The following is a 20,941-nucleotide window of genomic DNA, read 5'->3' on the forward strand; positions in this document are numbered from 1 at the left end:
TTAGATTTGTTCCTCTAGTGCGACTTGAGTTTCACGTTCTTCTATTCGCTCAACAATATTATCTGCAATTGCTTGTTGTCGCCATGTTCCCCTATGGAATTTTTCAATACCAAATTCTTCAATGTGTTTACCTCCTGGTGCATCTTCAGCAAATGAGCTTAGTTTGCACAATAGGGCGTTAGTTAAGGGGCCCCTTGTTTGGTTTAGGCCATCATATAATGAAAAAATAACAAGGTGCCCGATTAAGTCATCTCTCGAATTGGAAGACATGATTTGACTTCCTGCTCCATAAGATTGATATTCATACCCCGATCTAGCTTTAAATGCCTCCACATCAAGTTGAATACGTTCAAGGTGTTCTGGAAAATAGAACTGACATCGTTCTACATAGCCATTAAGCATCGCCTTACAAGTGCCTTCGCCTGGTGTCGGATTATACATAGCCCATACATCAGGTAAGATAAAGGTATCTTCGTCATAATATTTTTGATCTTCTTCTGTAACCCTTGGAAACCATATATCTTGAGGTTGATTATTGATCAAGTATTCAATTGATCTGACGGTTGAGGTGGTATCTAAATAGTATCCGCCATATTCTTCGAGTATTGCGGCTTCCAGAATATCTTTTTGAGCGGAATATGCATTATTCTCTCCTAATAAATCAACAGTCTTTTTTAAGTTTTCTCGTTCTTCTTCAGTTAAATGTTTGGCATTTTTATAAAGATCTTCAATGGGCTTTAGTGTAATGTCTGGATCGAGATACTCTGCTTCCTTGATTCCTCCAATTAGGTCTTCGGGTACCCACATTATTATCTCTTGATCTTGAGGGTTAGGATCATCTGCATCTCTATTTTTCTTTGTATTCATTACATATTCTTTCAATTGCTGGGCTAATGCATTAGGGCCATTTTTAAATGAATCCTCATGCTTACCAGTCGGCAAACGACCCATCCAGATATAATGAAATTTATTTGTAGCCATTCAAATACCCTATTGAATTTATTCAGCTAAATACTCATCTACTTGATTGTATGATTTCATGCTGAGCTAACAGATTTCATATTTTAAAGTTAGCACATTATTTAACCTTAATGACTGATATGCAAAGAAAACTCAGTATCAATCGTGACTTAATATGATTCATTATGATGCTATAATGCACTATTAATTATTGATTAAATTATCTTCTCATGATTTTAAATTTAAGGAATGTCACTGATGCCCCAAGGAATAATTAAAGTACATGACATTGAAGGTTTTGATCTTTTAGTTAACGAGTATAAAAATAAACGGGATCTACGATTTGAGTTTTCTCCAACTCATCCGGTAACAAATAAAATGGGGGCGATCTGTAAAACCCTCATGGAAAATTCAATGAATAGTCTTTGCTTAGACTTCACTAATCATCCCCTAAGTGATGAAGATATTTCTGAGCTCGCTACTTTTTTACAATCGGATAAGTGTCCTGACTCTATAACGCTCATATTAGCCAAAACTTCGCTTAGTATAAAATCATTAGGGATCTTGGCTGATACTGTTGCTCAAGGGGGCCGCGCTTCTGAGGTTAAATTGGGACTTGCAGGTAATAGACTAGGAAATGAGGGAGCCATAATGCTTGCTCATGCTTTGCAGTCAGATCATTGCCCATCAAAAGTGTCGCTAAACTTAGCCAATAATGACATTTCAGATAAAGGGTTCATTGAATTAGCAGCGATGCTTAAATTACCAAGTAGTATTCATAAATTATCGTTAAATTTATTATTTAATCCAACAACTAAGCTTGGTTCTGCAGCTCTAATAGAGGGTATGGAATGTGGTACAAAAAAGGATAGTTTAAGTATCATGTATGAATTTAGTAAACATGGAACAGGCGTTATCTGCAGTTTGGCCAATACATTAAAGTCTAATAAATGCCCAGAAGAATTATCACTGCAATTCGGGGTTAAACACCTCACGACGAACGAAGTTAATATATTATTCGAGGCCCTAAAGACAATAAAGAGCCCTAATCAACTGGAGTTAGACTTAAGTGAGCAAGGGTTAAAAGATGAAGGCTTTGCCATCATTTTAGATGCATTAGAACATATGCCTGATGACTTAAAAATAAAGCTTCATTTGGTATACAATGCGATTAAACAAGATGGAGCTCAAAAACTATCTAATTTTATTCGTGCGAATAAAATTCAATCTGAAGTTTATATGGATTTGACCGAAAACTCTTTTGGTGGTGAGGCTGGAAGACACAAGATTCACGATGCAATTGTTACAAATCCTCAAATCCTAAATCATTTGTCAATTCAAGGACCAACTCAAGATATAGGTGAACTTTGTAGAAGTATTCGTGAACGGTCATCAGAGATTAATCATGGAGAAAATTCAGGGTTTACTATATAGAGTCTGTTGACATTTCACTTGATTCTGACTACTTCTCGCGCTTTATGCGCTAGATCTATGCAGGGACAGACTAAAATGTACCGCATTTTTAATGCAGCCGTTGCTGGATTCCGCGCAGAACGTAGGCTATTTAAGCAATTGTCAACAGAGTCTAGTCAAATTTTTCGTCTTATTTTGAGATATCGTAGTATGTTTGTATTCGTAATCTTACAAATACAAACATGCTGATTACACTGATTTCAATCTATGCTGTATTTAGATTGTAATTAAACCTCACATTCTGCCTCATTAAAACACATGAGCTGTTTTGTAATTTTTTTAATTACTTTTGTTCTTATTTCTTTTTCTCTTATAAAAAGATGCCCACTATCAAATTCATGGAACTCGCAATGCTCTAATGAATGCTCAGCCCATCCGTAATGGTCTGTAGGAGCGACCCAGGTATCTTGTTTGCCCAAGAATACCGTAGTGCCGAACGTTAAGGGCGATTCATCACGATAATTATAGTTTCTAACGATGTTCATATCGCCTATAAAAATGGGCAGTAACACTTTAATAATGCTCTTGTTCATTCGCTCATCGCTGTAATCAACGATACCATTTGCTTTAAATACGGTAGATAAGGCGGTTAATTGATCATCGTCTAACTCACTGATTCGTTCCGAATTTAAATCAAATAAATTGATATTCATTTGTTGTAGTTTTGCAAGCAGATTATCCAAACTTTTGGAGGGTATACGTGGATCTGGATAGGCCGATGCAAATAGATGTGCTGGCTGCGGCAGATGATGGCGACGTAAATATCGACTCAGTTCAAATCCAATAAGTGAACCAAAACTATGGCCAAAAAACGCAAAAGGTAAATTGAATTGAGGTTTTAGCTGATGGGCTAATAATGAAACCAAGGTATCGAGGTTATCAAGAGGTTGCTCCTCCATCCGATTTTCTCTACCTGGCAACTGTATCGGACACACCTCTATAAAATCAGGGAATTCCTGTTGCCATTCGCGATAAATTGAAGCACCACCGCCACCGTATGGAAAACAAAACAAGCGTACTTGGGCATTTGTTTGTATTTTTCGATTGGTGATCCAAAGCGTATCAAACTGGGTTTTAGGTTCAGGGGGTTCTTGTTTGGAACCTATCCATTGGCTTGCTAATACATATTCAGCAATCTCATTGATTGATGGACCTTGCATCATCAAGGGTAAAGAATAAGTGACACCAACGGTTGTTTCTATGATTCGGATTACTGCTAGTGCCATCAGCGAATCCATTCCTAGTTCATGTAAGGACTGAAAAGGGCTTATGTCATTTTGTGGCATGGAAAAGATCATGGCAAATTGCTCCATTAAATGATGGATTAATTTGTCTTTACACGCTTCATAGGGCAGTGATAAATCGAGTTGGAATTGAGATTGAATGTCCATGATTTGATTAATTTGCATCGTATCATTGAGTATGCTCATGTACAGGTCATGGCAAATGGCGATTACTTCATAGTTTTTATCCAGCAAGTACCAATCAGCAATGATGTGTTTTCCTTCTGGATGCAGCTCCTTTAATTTAGTGTATATATATTTCTGGTCTTCTAGTGAGCCATAAAATTCAAGAGCTCCCATATGTGATGCAATATAGGGTTTGTTGAATTGTTTAGGCAGTAATAAAAAGAGTGTCTGAATGCAGGCGTCAATGATTCCTGGATGCATTTGGGTTACAAATTGTTTTCCGCGCTCTGAGATTTTGGGTTCGCGTAACTCACAAAACAATTCCTCACTATTGGCCCAATATTGATGGGCCCAGCGAATCGTATCACCAGCAGGCATGCCCATGCTTGTTATTCGGTTATAAAACGTTTCCATAGTTCCTGAGACAGAACGTCGTTGCATGAGTTCTGTCTTGGTTTTAAGTTGGTTGGCGTAAGGAGTGGTATTCAGGACTAAAATACCGGTCGCATGTTCTACCCAGTGTTTTTTGCCATCATTGCTGTAAAAGCGGAACGCTAAGGTGTCGCTTTCTTCACCTGTTTCAATGATGAGATGTACTAAAACAGTTTTTCCATCCAGGACCAATATGGGTGATAAATAATTAAGGTTTTGCACCCTAAACGAAACGGTTTGTTGTAATTGTTTTGCTGCATACGCTAACATTTCCAGGTAATAACCCGCATGCAACACATAAAAGGTATCTTGTATTTCAGGCATTACTTTTGTATCAAAGACAAATTCAAATTGTCGTGCTGCTAAAGGTGAGGGGAGGGTTTTTCCTCGCATAGGGTAGGTTATAGCAGCTTTATCATTAAAACCTTGATCCAGGGTTGGCCAATATATTTTACGTTGCCATGGATAAAACGGCATATCCAGAGGGGGATAAGTGCGTTCTTCTTCATATTTTTTCCAATCAATTGGCACTTGGTTTACATAGTTTTTTGCCAAGGTCGCCAAGTCCATTGCTGCGAATTCCGCTATTTTAGTTGGATGAGTGGATTTTTTTTGCTCGTTGTTAATAAAAACAGACTCATTTGGGGCATCAAAATTGGCTCGTAGTGCCGCCAATTTTTGATACAGATCCGCAACTGAATCTGTAATTATTGCCAAACGTTGCGCAAAATGAGAACGCCTGATGTGGAGGTTATAACAAACCTGTGCCAAATTCGTTTCTGGATGATTTTTTAAATAATCACACCAAAGACCAATCAAATCAGCTAATGCAGCGGGCTCTTTTGCCGAAAGCGTAAATAATTCTTTATCTTTAGGAATGTTGTTGGTAAAAGTGGGTTGCTCATTTATAGAGGGTTCACGTAATACAAGATGAGCATTGGCTCCACCGAAACCAAAACCACTCACTCCAGCAATGCAGACATCACTGTATCTGGGTAATTTTTCTGCTTTACTTGGAATGCACAAAGAATAACGCTCAAATGGGATATGTGGGTTTGGATTAACAAAGTTAAGATGGGGTGGAATTAAACCATTTTTTAGAGCCAAAGCGACTTTAATTACACTCACGATACCTGCGGCAGGCTCCAAATGTCCTACATTGGTTTTCACAGAACTAATCCAACAAGGTTTTTCAGCATCACGATTTTTGCCAAGTACTTCGCCTAACGCTTGAATTTCAATAGGGTCACCTAGAAATGTACCCGTTCCATGGCATTCAACATAGGAAACATGCGCCGGATCGGTTTTAGCCATTCGATAAGCAGATCGCAATAATTGTTCTTGTTGTAAGCCATTAGGAGCAGTTAAACCATTTGTTTTACCATCTTGATTCATCGCACTCCCAGTGATTACTGCATAGATCTTATCTTTATCCTGTAATGCATTGGCAAGCGGCTTCAAAATAATGGAGCCGGCTCCTTCACCTTGTACATAACCATCTGCTTTGGCATCAAAAGTATGGCATTGTCCGGTAGGAGAAAGCATAGTCGCTTTAGCCAAAACAGAATGAACGGAAGGTAATAAATTGATATTTACTGCACTGACAAGCGCAGTATCACACAATTTGGCTTGTAGGTTTAAACAGGCTAATTGAATGGCGATGAGCGAAGACGAACAGGCCGTATCTAATACAAGGCTCGGTCCGCGTAGATCGAACAAATAGGATAAACGATTGGCTGCCATGCTGATGGCGCTTCCTGTAGGAATAAACAAAGCATCCATATCTGAATCGAGTTTTTGCAAGTGGCCAAACTGACTTGCATATAAGCTGGAGAAAACGCCCATATTGGAGCCTGCTAAAGCGTCAACGGTTAAACCTGCATCTTCAAGGGATTCGTAGGCGACTTCCAATAAGATACGTTGTTGTGGATCCATTCGCATTGCTTCACGAGGGCTAACACCAAAAAAATAGGCATCAAACGCTTCAATTTGCCGCAGATAGCCTCCCCAATAAGGCAAATTGGTATCACGCTGAGTTACTTCTCGAGTACCTTGCAAAAGCTTCCAACGTTCGTCAGGTATTGGCGAAATGACGTTCTTGCCTTGGCATAATAACTCCCAAAACTCTTGAGGGTTATTGGCTTCGGGTAAACGACAACTCACTCCAATAATTGCCACTGGATCAAATATCTTGTCGTTCTGTTCCTGCAAAAGCTTCTTGAGCTTTTGGATCATTAATAATGATTTTTTTAAAGTAGTTGTATCATTCATAAGCCAGCTCTAATTCTTTTAATTCCAATTCAAGCAATTCATTCAGTTGTGCCTCATTTAATTGATCCAGATCAAGAGTTTTCTCGGCACTACAAAGAGGTGCAGGGGCCGGCTCAATGTTAATTTGCACGCGTTGCATGATGTACTCGGTAAGTTGTTTCAGTGTAGGGTAGCGATATAAGTCCATAGGGGCGACTATGTCAGGGAAATGCTTACCCAGTTGCTCGGTATAATCAATGCCAGTAATGGAATCCATTCCATATTGTTGGAAGGGGGCTTCTCTGTCAATTTCAGTAACGTCCAATCCTAATACTGAAGCAAAGAGGTTCAAGACTAATGCTGTAATTTCTTCCTGATTTAATGAGGAAACAACCGTTGCTTGCGTATTTGCAGCATATTCAGCAACCAAATGTGTAAAGAAATCAAGCTGTTTGGCGGTAGCATTTACCTGTAAAAATTTCTTCCATTGAATCTTACATACTGTAATTTCAGCAGGATTTAATCTAAGAAGAACATGAAACAATGCAAGACCCTCTTTAATACTTAAAGAAGCCATGCCAACGGCATCTAAAAATGCATCATGATTATGTCTGTGGCTCATTCCTTTTTCTGACCAGGCGACCCAGTTAATACTTGATGCGGGTAAGTGCAAACTACGACGATATAAAGCAAGGCCATTCATAAACTCATTAGCTGCAGCATAAGCACTGAGTCCTGCCATACCAAAATGGGGAACCGCTGCAATGGATGAAAACAGCACGAAACAAGATAATGGCGCTTGCAAAAAGAGTTCATGCAATACCAGCGAACCCTGTATTTTTACGCGTAACACATCACGCCATAATGCTTCATCCATTTCGGCAATGGTGACATTATCGGTAGTGACGCCCGCTAAATGAAAAACGCCATCAATGGATTGTTGCCATGCTTTTTCGGCTTCCATAATGGCCTGGCGCATTTGTTCTTGATTCGCAACGTCTACCGCAGCATACCTAACTTGCGCCCCTTTAGCTTCTAACTGTTTGAGCCAGGTATTTTTCTCTAATGTTTTTGATGAGAGTTCTGTCGTTCCGGTAAGCAAAACAAAACGTGTTCCTTGGGCGACAATAAATTCTGCTACTTCATAACCTAAGGCACCCAGCCCTCCAGTAATTAACGCAGCTACAGGAGTTTTCCAGGAGGAAGGCATCTCATGATTGGGTGTTGTCCCATGAGGAATGAAGCGAATGGTGTAGCGTTCAGCGGCACGATAAGCAATATGATTTTCTTGGGCTTGGTAATGCCCCAATTCCTTGACCAGGATTTTGGTATTATGTTCTATACCTTCATTTGCATCCAAATCAAGTAGTAAAGCTTGGTATTTTGCTTGTTCGGCGGCAAAAATACGGGTCATGGACCAGAGATGATGTTGCCAGATATTGATGGTATCGGAAGAATTAACCTGTTGCGCTGATTGGGATGCAAGACAGAAGGTTAATTGATGTGACCACGAATGCTGCACTAGGGCTTGCAACAAATATAATAATGCCAAACTAGGATCGCTATGGTTTTCTTTAAGTGCAGGACATAAATAGATAACGCCTTTTAAATTGTCTCTATATTGGGCGTGAATTGTGGCAAAGAGCAGTTTATAATCAGTTTTTTGTGACGCATTGATGGTGAATACATCGTTTTCAATCATGGCGTATTGATCGCGAATAAAACAATAAATACCTCTATTCTCGCCAAGTTCTTTTTTTAATGAAGGTACGGATTCTGGCTCACAGAAAATAAGCCATTTTCCTTCGCTATTGATTAATCCAGGCTGGGTTGCTTGAGGTTTTTTCTCCCACTGGGTAGTGTAAAGCCAATCCTGGCTATCAATCATTTCAGTGTTAGCAACAACCGCTTGAATCGCGGGTTCCACCACTATAGGTTGCGCCATAGGTACTATTTCTACTTCTTTTGTAGGTATCCAGCAGCGTCGTTTAGCAAATGGATACGTAGGTAAAGAGACAATATGCGGCAATTGTTGTTGGTATAATTGTTCCCAATCCACTTTTGCTCCATTGACCCAATGTTGAACCAATTCTTCATAGCGTGCATCACGAATTAATTCAGCAATCGGTTGTAGGTTACTTTGAGAATGATGATTTATCCAGGTTTTTGTGCCCTTGTGTTGAGGATAGTTTGCAAGTGCCACAAGTAATTCATCTGTATTTGATACAATTACCGCGAAGCGTGCTGCCATATGTTCACGTCCTGTTTGTAACGTGAAGCATGCATCTCTAAGCCATTCTTTATGTTTTACATGGCTGTTTTGCAGTATATAACCATGCATTTGCTGTATTTGTGCTGACAAACGTTCTTCGTTTAATGCAGATAATAAAAAGATATATGGAACATTCACCGTGCTCTGCTGTTTTACGGGTGGTATGTATTCTTCAACAATCATATGTACGTTTGCACCACCTGCACCAAAAGAGCTTACCCCGGCGCGACGAGGTACATTATCACCAGGCTGCCAATCAGTGTATTCTTGTTGAACATAAAAAGGAGAGTTTTGAAAATCAATAAACGGGTTCAATTGCGTGGTATGTAATGTAGGCGCTAATTTTTTGTGGCGCATTTGTAAGAGTACTTTTGCCAATTGTGATACGCCTGCTGCGGATTCCAAATGTCCAATATTGGATTTGACTGAACCAACGGCACAAAATTGTTTGTCTTCCGTATAGTGTTCAAAGGCATCTTGCAAACCACGAATCTCTATAGGATCTCCTAAGGCTGTACCTGTGCCATGTGCTTCAATGTAAGAGATGGTTCGCGCATCAATATCGGCATTTTTTAAAGCTTGCAAAATCACCGCTGCTTGGGCGTTAGGATTGGGAACAGTATAACCGCTGGTTTTTCCCCCATGGTTCATGCTGCTGCCTTTAATAATCCCGTAAATCATATCATTATCAGCAATTGCATCAGCTAAAGGTTTCAACAAGACAGTGCCGACGCCTTCTGAGGGTACATAACCCGTACCTCCATCCGAAAAACTTGTACATCGGCCTTGCTCGGACATAAAATTAAAACTGCCCAAAAAGTGATACTTACTCGGGTGTAACGACAAATTCACCCCGCCAGCGATTGCCATGGCACAATCACCACGCAAGAGGCTTTCACACGCCAGATGAATTGCCGCCAGCGAGGAAGAACACGCTGTATCGACAACAAAGCTTGGACCATTTACATCAAGAAAGTAAGAAATTCGGTTTGCTACTGAGAATGATTGGATATCCAATGGCACTCGATTTCCTTTTTGCCATTCTTCTGCGATAAACAATGGGTAAAAATTATAAGTCACCCCAGCAAAAACGCCGACTGAATTTTTGGCTTTTCGCTTTAATTTGTCTCGTGTATAACCTGCATCCTCCAGCGTGGACCATACTGACTGCATAAACAAACGCTCTTGTGGATCCATCAGTCCTGCATCACGTGGCGAGATATTAAAAAACAGGGGATCAAATTTATCGATATCCGGAATAAAACCTCCATGTGGGAAATAGTGTTCTTCACCTCCAATCTGTACTGGATAGTCTTTATAATTCCAGCGCTCAACAGGAACCTGACCCACACAATCCCGTCCGGAACTTAAGTTTTGCCAAAACTCATCCATGGAGTTGGCCATTGGAAATGTGCCGCTTAAACCAATAATGGCAATGTCCTTAGATGAATGATTAGCATGTTTGAAGGTAGAGGTTATGGGTTTAACCGTTTCCATATCAAGGGGGGCTACCATCGGCGTAACATCACTCTCAGACACAAGCGCAGACAATTGTTCCTTATGATTTTTTATAAAATATTTAGCTAAATCATTTAATCGGTTACGTTCGTAGAGTAATGTTTTGGGTAAGGTACCGAAGTCTTTTTCCAACCGGTTCGTAATTTCCAAACCGATCAAAGAATCAACACCATAAACTTCATAGGTCTCATCCGCTTGGATAAGTTCAGGAGAGGTACGTAATTTTTCTGCGAATATCTGTTGTAAGTAAGCTAAAGTCTGGCTAGAGAAATCCATTATTCCCTTATTAACTATAGGAACCACGGGTTGGGGTGTTGCTATGGAGTTTGTTTCCAGATCATACCAGTAGCGTTGTTTTATGAATGGATAGGCAGGTAACGTACCCATACGCTGAATTCGTTCCTCGACATACAGCTGTTGCCAGTCAATGACATAATGTTTCGTATATAAATCAGCCAGAATAAATAAGTTATGACGATATTGATCGGAGTTCTCTGGCTGGTGCAATTTTTTGATCGCAGCTTGATAAACTTCATCAAATACTGGCCCCTGAATCGTCCAGGTTTGGCCCTCGTTCATCATGCAATATTCAGGAGTTTCATGGTTGCTTAACCCGTTTAATGCATGACACAAGGCATCAACAGAATTGACTACCAACGCACAGCGGTACATAAAATGAGCTCGGCCCACATTTAGGGTAAAACTCAGTGAGGGTAAGGAAATCGTATCCTTATTCTTATGAAGCCATTGCTGCAGGTCGACTATTTTTTGGTGCAAACTTTCCTGCTGTTTGGCTGAAAGTGTGATTAAATAATAGGGTTTCGCCTGATGGTTCTCCATTAGTCTTTGGTGGGGGCGACCCTCCTCCAATACGACATGAGCGTTCGTTCCACCAAATCCAAAAGAGCTGATTCCCGCGCGCAGCGGGATGTCTGCGCCGAACTCATTTTTGATGCGTTGCCAAGCCCGAGTTTCTTTGACAATGGTGAAGGGGGTGTCAGTTAAATTGATATAAGGGTTTAACTCCTGAAAATGTAAAATACCGGGTAGCGTCTCATGAGTCATGGCCAAAAGCAGCTTAATAATTCCTGCAATTCCTGATGCAGGTTCTAAATGACCGATATTTGTTTTGACAGAGCCTAAAGCAATCGAATTTTGCTTTGCTTTCGATGCAAGCAAGGACGAAAATGCGAGTTTTAATCCTTCAATCTCAACAGGATCACCTAAAGCGGTTCCTGTTCCATGAGTTTCAATGTAGGTTACAGTATTGGGATCGATATTGGCCTGTGTGTAAGCGCGAATCAACAATTCACTCTGGGCTTTTGCGTTGGGTGCTGTCAACGATTGCGCTTTACCGCCATGATTTACTGCTGAGGCTTTAATGATCCCATAGATGTGATCGCCATCTTCTTGTGCTTGTTTTAAAGGTTTTAGCAAAAGGCTGGCGACTCCTTCACCTTTAACGTAGCCATTTGCGCTTTTATCAAAAGTTTTGCAACGACCATCTGCAGATAAGGCGCCCAATTGACTCGTAACTACTAGGGTGTCTGGGCTCAAGATGAGACTAACGCCGCCCGCGATAGCCAAATCGCATTCGCCTTGGCGAATTGCTTGTACTGCGCGATGAATTGCAACTAAAGAGCTTGAACAGGCGCTATCGATGGCTTCACTTGGTCCTTGGAAATTGAAAAAGTAGGAAACACGATTGGCAATCATGCTGTGCGAGTTTCCTGTTGCAATAAATCCATGATGTTCATTTTGCTGTTTGGCAATTAAAGTCTGATATTCACTGAACTCAACGCCAGCAAAAACCCCAACATTTTGCGAGGATAATGCAAAAGGATCGTAACCTGCATCTTCAATGGTTTTCCATACCGTTTCCAAAAAGAGTCGTTGTTGGGGATCCATAAGATTCGCTTCTCGGGCCGAAATATTAAAGAATCCCGCATCGAATTGATCAAAATTGTTGATAAAAGCACCCCATTTGGAGTTACTTTGATGTGCTTCATTTCCATAATAATCACGCCAGTTCCAGCGTTCTTCTGGGATCTCGGTGACTAAATCATGGCCTTCAACCAAATGCTGCCAAAATGCAGCTGGATTATCTGATTGTGGGAAAATCCCTTGCATACCAATAATGGCAATTGCTTCAGTTTCGCTCGTTGCAATACACTTTGGTTTTACTGTAGGGGCATTCATTTGCAGGTGTGCTACTTCGTGGTGTGCCTGAGCCACGGCTTGCGGAAATTGGTTAATCAGGTATTCACCAATTAAGCGCACACTGCTGTGTGTAAAGAACACGGCAGGGGTGAATTCGATTTGGTAGTGTTCTGTGATCTTTTTAGCCAATTGAATAAAATGTACGGAATCCATCCCATATTCACCAAGATTTTTTTCCAGTGCAATCCGGTGTGGCGGTATTTTCAATATCTGAACGACTTGCCGAATAAGATAAGCATTCAGTTTATCAACGAGTGCATTTTGGGTTAATGCCAAATTGGCTTGTCTATTCTCGGCAGAGGTCAGTTGTTCTTCATCAGAATACCAATAATGTTCCTTAGCAAAAGGATAAGTAGGTAAGGAGATTTTTTTCCTGGATTCACCTGCATGAACTTGATGCCAATCTAGATTTTGACCTTCAACATAGAATTTTGCCAGCGCGAGCAAAGTCTCTTTATATTGAGACGGATGCGACAATTGCTGTATTAATATAGGTACGATGGTGGAGTTAATTAGTGCATTTTCAGCATTTTTTCCAGCGTGTATTTGCACAAACAATGGCGCGGTATGTTGCTGTGCTTTAAATTGTTGGATTAATTGGACTGCTTCATCAAGCGTGCTTACCACCATAGCGCAACGGCAGTCAAAATGACTTCTGCCTGCATTTAAGGTGTAACTCACTTGTTCGAGTTGGGCTAATGGATTTTGTTCGAACCAGCTTAATAAATCATCGAGACGTTGATTTAAAGCCAATTCGGTTTTGGCAGATACTGTGAGCAAATAATGCGATTTGTTGTTTGTCGGTGAAGGCAGTACCTCCGGTGCTTCAGATAAAATTAGATGCGCATTAGCACCTCCAGCACCAAAAGAGCTGATCCCGGCAATTCGTGGCACATTGGGTGATGGTTGTTGCCATTTGCTAACGGTTTGCTGCACACGAAACGGTGTCGTCGACCAATCTATGTTGGTGTTCAAAGTTTCCGAGAACAAAGAAGGCACCAAGGTCTGGTATTGTAATTGCAACACCACTTTGGTTACTGCAGCAATTCCTGCCGCAGACTCACAATGACCGATGTTAGATTTTACTGAACCAATGGCGCAATGGTATGGCATGTGTTTTTGACTAAATACTTTATTTAATCCGGCCATTTCAATCGGGTCGCCAAGTGAGGTTCCGGTGCCATGCGCTTCTATATAACTCACATGTGCTGGATTAATATGGGCTTTTTGGTATGTTTCAGCAAGCAATTTGGCCTGTGCGTTGGGGTTAGGTACGGTGTAACCGTTTGTTTTTCCACCATGATTAAGATGACTGCCTTTAATCACCGCATAAATAAGATCTCCATCGGCTAATGCTCTATCCAAGGGTTTTAATAGTATTGCACCGACGGCTTCACCGGGTACATAGCCATCGCCACCCTCTCCAAAACTTCGGCAATGCCCGTCACTTGCCAAAAATTTTCCATGACTTAGCAACAGATATTTATTGGGATGCAAAGAAAGATTCACGCCACCAGCGAGCGCCATCTCACATTCGCCTTCGTGAATGCTCTGGCAGGCTAAATGAATTGCAGTAAGGGAGGAAGAGCACATCGTATCCAGCGCAATACTCGGGCCATGAAAATCAAAAAAATAGGAAACTCGATTGGCGATTGAAGCAAATATGGAGTTTGTTGGCACAAATGGATTCGGATGAGCCGGTTCATTACCAAATAACTGATATTGCCCATACATCACGCCTACATAGACGCCTACTTTTTTTCCGGCTAATGTTTCATGGGCATATCCGGCATCTTCTATGGTTTTCCAGGCTGTTTCTAAAAATAATCGCTCCTGGGGATCCATCATTGCAGCTTCGCGTGGCGAAATATTAAAAAACAGGGGGTCGAATTGATCGACATCGGTTAAAAAACCACCCCATTTACTGTATGTTTTTCCGGGATTGTTTTGATCTCCATCAAAATAGTCCGCCAACGCCCATCGCTCCTTGGGAATTTCTCGGATACAGTCCTTTCCTGCGTATAGATTATGCCAAAATGTGGTTAAATCTTTAGCTTCTGGATAACGTCCGTTCATACCAATAATGGCGATATCTTGCGACTTCGGTGTATTTCTTGTAACACTGGGCGAGATGGCCAATGGAAGAATTGAATTTATCAGAGTGACTTCAACATCAGTTAAGTGTGGCATTAATTCATTGGCATGATGTTCCATGAAGTATTCGGCTAAATCGGCCACATTTCGGTATTCAAAAAATAATGTTTTGGGTAATGCACTAAATTCATTGGCTAAGCGCTGATTCAGTTGAATGATCATCAAGGAATCAATGCCATAATTTTCGAAAGGTGATTTGGGGTCAATGTGTTCTGGCGGACACTTCAAGGTTTCAGCAAGTATTTTTCTTAAAAAGCGCTCAGTCTGTTTGCGAAAATCCGGGTTAAGGACTGGGCGCTGAGTCGCTATTGATTGGTTTAGTATCGAGTTATTTTGTAATGCACTCGTGAGTTTTTGTTGATACCCCGGGAGCACAATACAATTCGGAGAATGATACTGTAATGCCTGCAAGAATGCGGTGAATCCCTGTTGTGTCGATAAACTGATAATACCCAGGTTTTCTTCAAGGACCTGTTGGTATTCAGGAGCAATGCGTAATCCTCCTTCCTCCCAAAGTGGCCAGTTAATCGAAACAGTATGTCCGAAACAATGACCAAGAGCTCTTTGTCGTTCGCGCTCGCAGGCAAACTCATCTAGAAAACAATTGGCATAAGCATAATCGCTTTGCCCTGCATTACCGAACACGGCAGCGACAGAGGAAAAAAGCACAAAGAACTCTAAAGGTTCGTTAAGCGTTGCTGCATGCAAATTACAAGTGCCATAAATTTTAGGTGCTAACACCTTGGCGATTTCAGGGATTGTTTTATTAACAATAAATCCATCACGGGTAAGGCCTGCCGCATGAATAATGCCATTAATTGCACCAAAACGCTCTTTGGTACTTCGAATAAGGTTCTGGACTTCTTCGTAAGATGACACGTCCGCGGCTATGTAAGCTACCGAGGCATTCTTCTGTTCCAGTGCTGCAATCCGTTTTTGATGCTGCTCCGAAAGGGGTGAACGGCCGGTTAAAACAATTTTGGCTTGATAATGCTCTGCCAAATAAGTGGCAAACAAATAACCGAGTTCTCCCATACCTCCAGTAATTAAATAAACCCCAGATTTCTTAAGCGTCTGTGGCATTACCATTGGGGTAGGATGCGATTCATAATGGCGAACGTATCGATGGTTTTGTGCATCGTAGCGAACTTCAATCTCATTTTGAGTCAGTTCCTGCGCAAGTAGGCCAAGATCCTGTAATTCAATAAAACGGCATGAGATATTGGATTGTTCTTGGTGTAGGCTTTTTGCAAAGCCGACTAAAGCACGTGAATAAAGCGAATGGTTTTTACTAATACAAACTAATTGCACTGGATGCTTGGGCTTTAATTTACAGATTTGGCCTGTTAGCGTTTGAAGCAGATAGTAAGTTCGCTCCAAATTTTTTTGAGTGGAGTCAATTTTTGTAGCTGAATAGGGTTCATCATTGAAGTCTTCCAGAGCAATAATAACGCATTCGCTAGGTGAGTCGAGTATCACATCTGCGGGATAAGAATCTTGTACAAGCAGGGATGAGACAGTCTGAACTGGAACGTGGTCCTTAATTGATTGTATGAATTGCGGGTCACTTCCTAAAATCAGGATGGAGTCTGGATGTTTTGTTGATGAGTGCAGAGGTTGAATATCCCATTTGGGAGAATAATAAGCTACCGTCGCTTCGGGTTTAACAGCCTCATGCACTGCGCACAAGGTAAATCCCGTAATGACCAATAAGAGGGTTCCTTCTGTATCGGTAACTTGAATATTAAATACGGGCATATGCTGGTTATCTGCCGCAGAAATCAAGTTGGCACGTACATAACACGTATTGGTTAAAGCCTTATAAACATCGATTTGTGTTATAGAAAAGGGTAGGTAAAGCAGTTCACGATTTTTAAGCAGTACCTGAGTGGTCTGTAAAATCCCATCGAACATACAGGGATGCAATATGAATTCGTTATTGTTAATGGGGAGGGTTGCAGGCAGGGTAAGTTCTGCCAAAAGGTTATTCTCATCAAAGTTTAGGGTTTGAATGACCTGAAAAGCCGGACCGTAGGTTATCCCTATATTTTTAAAATAGGTATAAATTGCATCGGGGTCTTGAGTTTGGGGCAATGCAGTTTTTAATTCCTGAAGGTTAAGCGCTAGGTGAGGGGCATCGGGAGTACTATCCGCACAATAGATATCGCCACTCATGTAGGAAATAGTCCCATCTTTATCCGTTAATGCAAATGAGACACAATCGGCTTCAGGAACTAAACGGACATGTAGGGGATAGGATAAATCCAGGGTTTTGATCGGTTTTTGCCATGTTATCTTACTTAGTGTGATAACGTGCTGATTATTTGAAGCTAGGCTTACAGCAACGCGAACCATTTCCAAACACACAGCCCCAGGCAAAACTGCTTCATCATTTAACCGATGTTCTTGCAAATAAAATTCATTTCCTGAAAATTGCTTACTAAAAACAGAAGTGGAGAATGTAGATATATTTTCATCGATTAATGGATGCATACCCTGATGCGATTTACTTTTGAGTTCTACCCAATGCGTTTCTTTGGCGAATGGATAAGTAGGAAGCGATATTTTCTCCCTATAATCACCATAGATTGTGCTCCAATCAATCGATTGGCCTTGCAGGTATCTATTGCGTATCCGATTCAAATCGGAAGCATGTTCATGATTTGTATTGGATAGCTCGGTTGCAAGCACGTATTGCTCAATATCTTCGCTGGATGAAATAGACTTCAAATACTCCTTTAATTCTTCAACAGTCTTCACAATCACACAAAAACGCTTGGAAAAATGCTGCCTGCCTGCATTCAGAGTGTAGCTGAGTGCCGCTAAAGAAGGTCCATTTCGTTGTTGCTCCAACCATTTGAGCAACTCAGCAGCTCGTTGCTGCAATGCGGATGTTGTCATTGCAGATAAGCTAATTAGATAGGAAGAATGATTAAAAGATAAGGTTTGGGGGCGCTCTGGACTTTCTTCAAGGATAATATGAGCATTGGCGCCGCCAAAGCCAAATGAACTCACTCCAGCCCTTCTTGGAGTATTTGCTGTTTTCGGCCATTTGGTTGGCTGATTCAGGAGATAAAATGGACTGTCCTCAATCTCAATATAAGGATTTAATTCATTTAAATGTAGGTTAGCTGGTAAAAGTTCATGACGCATCGCTAATAAAATTTTAATGATTCCCGCAATTCCTGCTGCTGATTCCAAATGACCAATATGTGTTTTCACTGCTCCTAATCCACAATATTGTTTGGGTAAGGACTCAAGCTGTTGTTCCAAGGCCAGGTATTGGAATGCTTTTTTTAAGCCATTTATTTCAATAGGATCACCTAATGGAGTTCCCGTTCCATGGGTTTCGATGTATTGAATGGTGTCAACTGTTATTTGCGCGCGTTGACATGCTGCGATGATCACTTCTGCTTGTGCATTGGGATTGGGGGCGGTGAGCGTATTGACATGTCCACCGTGATTCACTGCACTTCCCTTAATCACCCCATAAATATGGTCGCCATCATCTAAGGCCTGAGTTAGTTTTTTCAATAAAATGGCACCCGCGCCTTCACCACGGACATAGCCATTGGCATTTTTATCAAAAGTTTTACAACGCCCATCCTCACTTAACATCCCCGCTTGATTGGCGGCAATAAATGAGGTGGGGGTGAGCAAAGCATTCACTCCGCCAGCAAGGGCAAGATCGCAATCACCGTGTAAAAGCGCTTGGACTGCCTGGTGAACCGCGACGAGGGAACTGGAGCACGCTGTATCAATTGCCTCACTCGGTCCACGCAAGTTTAAAATGTAGGAAATACGATTGGCAATCATGCTGTTCATGGTACCTGTTGTAAGATAGGCGTCCATGACCTCATTTTTCTGCAGCAATTCGGCGTAATCATGATTAAATACCCCTACAAACAAACCCGTTTTCAATGTGGCCAAGGTTGAAGGGCTATATCCAGCATCTTCAATTGTTTTCCAAATGGTTTGGAGAAATAATCGTTGTTGTGGATCAATTAACTCAGCTTCGCGAGGCGAGATATTAAAAAACGTTGCATCAAATTGATCGATATGATCAATAAACCCCCCCCATCTCACAGTCAAATCACGCCAGTTCCAGCGAGATAAGGGGACTTCACTAATGCAATCTTTCCCCTGCGATAAATTATTCCAAAAGGCATCTACATCGGAGGCTTGCGGAAATACACCACTCATTCCGATAATGGCAATATCATTTGATTCATCGCGAAGTGGCTTTTCTTCATGATGCACTGTTTCAACGCTTTGTTCAGCTAATAAGTCGGTATAAAATTTTGCTAAAGTGGCATATTCATATAAAGCAGCCGGGGATAAGGTAAGATGATACGTTTCATTGAGCACTGTAGTGAGATGAATAATATTAATCGAATCGAAGGAATAGCGACTCAGAGGAGCATCTAAGTCGATTTCTTTCTCATCTATGTTGAGTACATTGGCTACTAACGTACTGAATTCATTTTGCTTACCATGGTTTGCATTGTAGTTTGTGGTGGTGTTCTCGGATAAATCCTGAGCCAATACCGCCAGGCTTTGCTCATTAAATAGTGATTGCGCTTTTTTTCGTTGTAATTTGCCACTGCCCGTTTTAGGGATGGCCCCTTTGGGGCTTAAAACCACTTCATGAATATCAACACCATGATGCTTAGTGATTGCATGACGAATTGCATTCTTGATTTCAGGCCATAATGATGGAGGTGTTTCTTCTGCCAGTTCCTGCACAATAATAATTTTTTCTTTGTTTGCTATTTCTGTAGAAAATGCTACTTGCGGAAGTTTTATCTTGAACTGAGAGAGTGCGTGGGCAACCGTGATTTCCAAATCAAGAGGATAATATTTCTTTCCATAAACCACGATGACTTCTTTTAATCTACCGGTTAAATAAATTTCATCATTTAGGATAAATCCAAGGTCTCCCGTTTTAAAATAGTGGAGATCACTGCCTGGAATGGTTGCATGGAACACGGCTTGAGTTTCATCAGGACGTCGCCAGTATCCATGAGCCAGTGATTTGCCGGATAACCAAATTTCACCAGTTTCGCCAGTAGCAACGGGTTGCTTTGTTTCAGGATCAACAGCAATTGCTAGCAATCCTGCCAATAATTTACCGCTGCTGACTAATCGTCGTTGAAGAGGATTTGCATCGGTTTGAGGTGGTAAGGAATGAGGCTCACAACCAAAAGAGGTTACTGCAATTGCACCAGACAATTCAGACATGCCATATGCGGAACAAAACTTATTTAACGAAAATCCGCAAGAACGAAACTTGGTGGCGAAATCAATAAGCGTTTGATATTGAACAATATCCCCCCCATTAACTGCTACTTTCCAGTGTTTTAAATTGAGTTGTGCAAGTTCCATTTCTTTGATGTCACGCACGCAAATATCATAACCAAAGTTTGGGCAACCACTATGAGTTACTCGATATGTTGAAATAGCGGATAACCAGGTAACAGGTTTGTTAATGAATGCGGCCGGAGGCACAATAATGGCTTGTGTTCCGTGATATAAGGGAACTAATATCCCACATACCAGTCCATATACATGAGTATGGGGAGCCCAGGTCAAGGTGATACTCTTTTTGGTGTAATGCCAAGCTTTAATGGTTTCTTGCAAACTATGCTTTAAATTTCCATGCGTGATGATTGCGGCTTTGGGAGTCGAAGTCGACCCCGAGGTATATTGTAGGTAGGCTACGGTGTCATCACTAATCGGGATTGATTGATAATCTTCTGCAGACTGAGTTTTGATTGCATCAGTAGCCAGTACAGGTACCTTTCTCTTTAGGATTGTTTCAATACTTGAATGATACTGAGACAAGCTTAGGACTGCGGTAATTTCAGCATCCTCAGCAATAGTATTCAGGAATGCCTCATGCTTCGCAAATTCATCTATTTTAGGGCAAGGGATTGGTATGGCAATGATGCCAGCATACCAACATCCGATTAAACTGGTTACAAATTCAATTCCAGTCGGATAAAGAAGAATGACGCGATTGCCAGTCATTTGCCGGGTTTGTAATTGTGCGGCAATGATTTTTGCATGGTAATCCAACTCAGCTAAGGTAAGTCCGGCTGTTTTATGTTCACCATCTTCCAAGTAAAGAATTGCTTCTTGATGAGGATATTTTTGGGCTCTGTTTTGTAATACATTAACAATGTTCTGCATGAGCAACTTCCATTTGCTAAATCCCGGTTTGGTTGCATCATGCTATCAATACTCGCAAATA

The 20,941-nt window shown here is 41.1% G+C and carries 4 protein-coding genes; 1 reads left to right on the top strand and 3 read right to left on the bottom strand.

Translation table 11 applies throughout. The annotated features are described in order from the left end of the window. Window positions 1–981, bottom strand: a complete 981-nt coding sequence (locus DGG96_RS00340; RefSeq protein WP_110141035.1) for a hypothetical protein — start codon at window positions 979–981, stop codon at window positions 1–3. Between the two features lie 237 nt (window positions 982–1,218). Here DGG96_RS00340 and DGG96_RS00345 point away from each other — a divergent pair, with 237 nt between their 5' ends. After that, the gene (locus tag DGG96_RS00345) at window positions 1,219–2,394 is read left to right on the top strand and encodes a leucine-rich repeat domain-containing protein (RefSeq protein ID WP_158618854.1); all 1,176 of its coding nucleotides are present in this window, start codon (window positions 1,219–1,221) and stop codon (window positions 2,392–2,394) included. Between the two features lie 266 nt (window positions 2,395–2,660). Here the strand turns inward: DGG96_RS00345 and DGG96_RS00350 are convergent, their stop codons facing one another. Then, window positions 2,661–6,545, bottom strand: coding sequence for a beta-ketoacyl synthase N-terminal-like domain-containing protein (locus DGG96_RS00350; RefSeq protein WP_110141037.1), 3,885 nt, complete (start codon window positions 6,543–6,545; stop codon window positions 2,661–2,663). Beyond that, on the bottom strand, window positions 6,538–20,880 hold the full coding sequence (locus tag DGG96_RS00355; protein ID WP_110141038.1) for an SDR family NAD(P)-dependent oxidoreductase: 14,343 nt from the start codon (window positions 20,878–20,880) through the stop codon (window positions 6,538–6,540). The genes DGG96_RS00350 and DGG96_RS00355 overlap by 8 nt, the downstream gene beginning before the upstream one ends. Between the last annotated feature and the right edge of the window lie 61 nt (window positions 20,881–20,941).

The organism is Legionella qingyii (assembly GCF_003184185.1).

Coding starts and splice junctions, on each gene's coding strand:
- DGG96_RS00340 (WP_110141035.1), bottom strand. CDS start 981: ATGGCTACAAATAAATTTCATTATATCTGGATGGGTCGTTTGCCGACT.
- DGG96_RS00345 (WP_158618854.1), top strand. CDS start 1,219: ATGCCCCAAGGAATAATTAAAGTACATGACATTGAAGGTTTTGATCTT.
- DGG96_RS00350 (WP_110141037.1), bottom strand. CDS start 6,545: ATGAATGATACAACTACTTTAAAAAAATCATTATTAATGATCCAAAAG.
- DGG96_RS00355 (WP_110141038.1), bottom strand. CDS start 20,880: ATGCAGAACATTGTTAATGTATTACAAAACAGAGCCCAAAAATATCCT.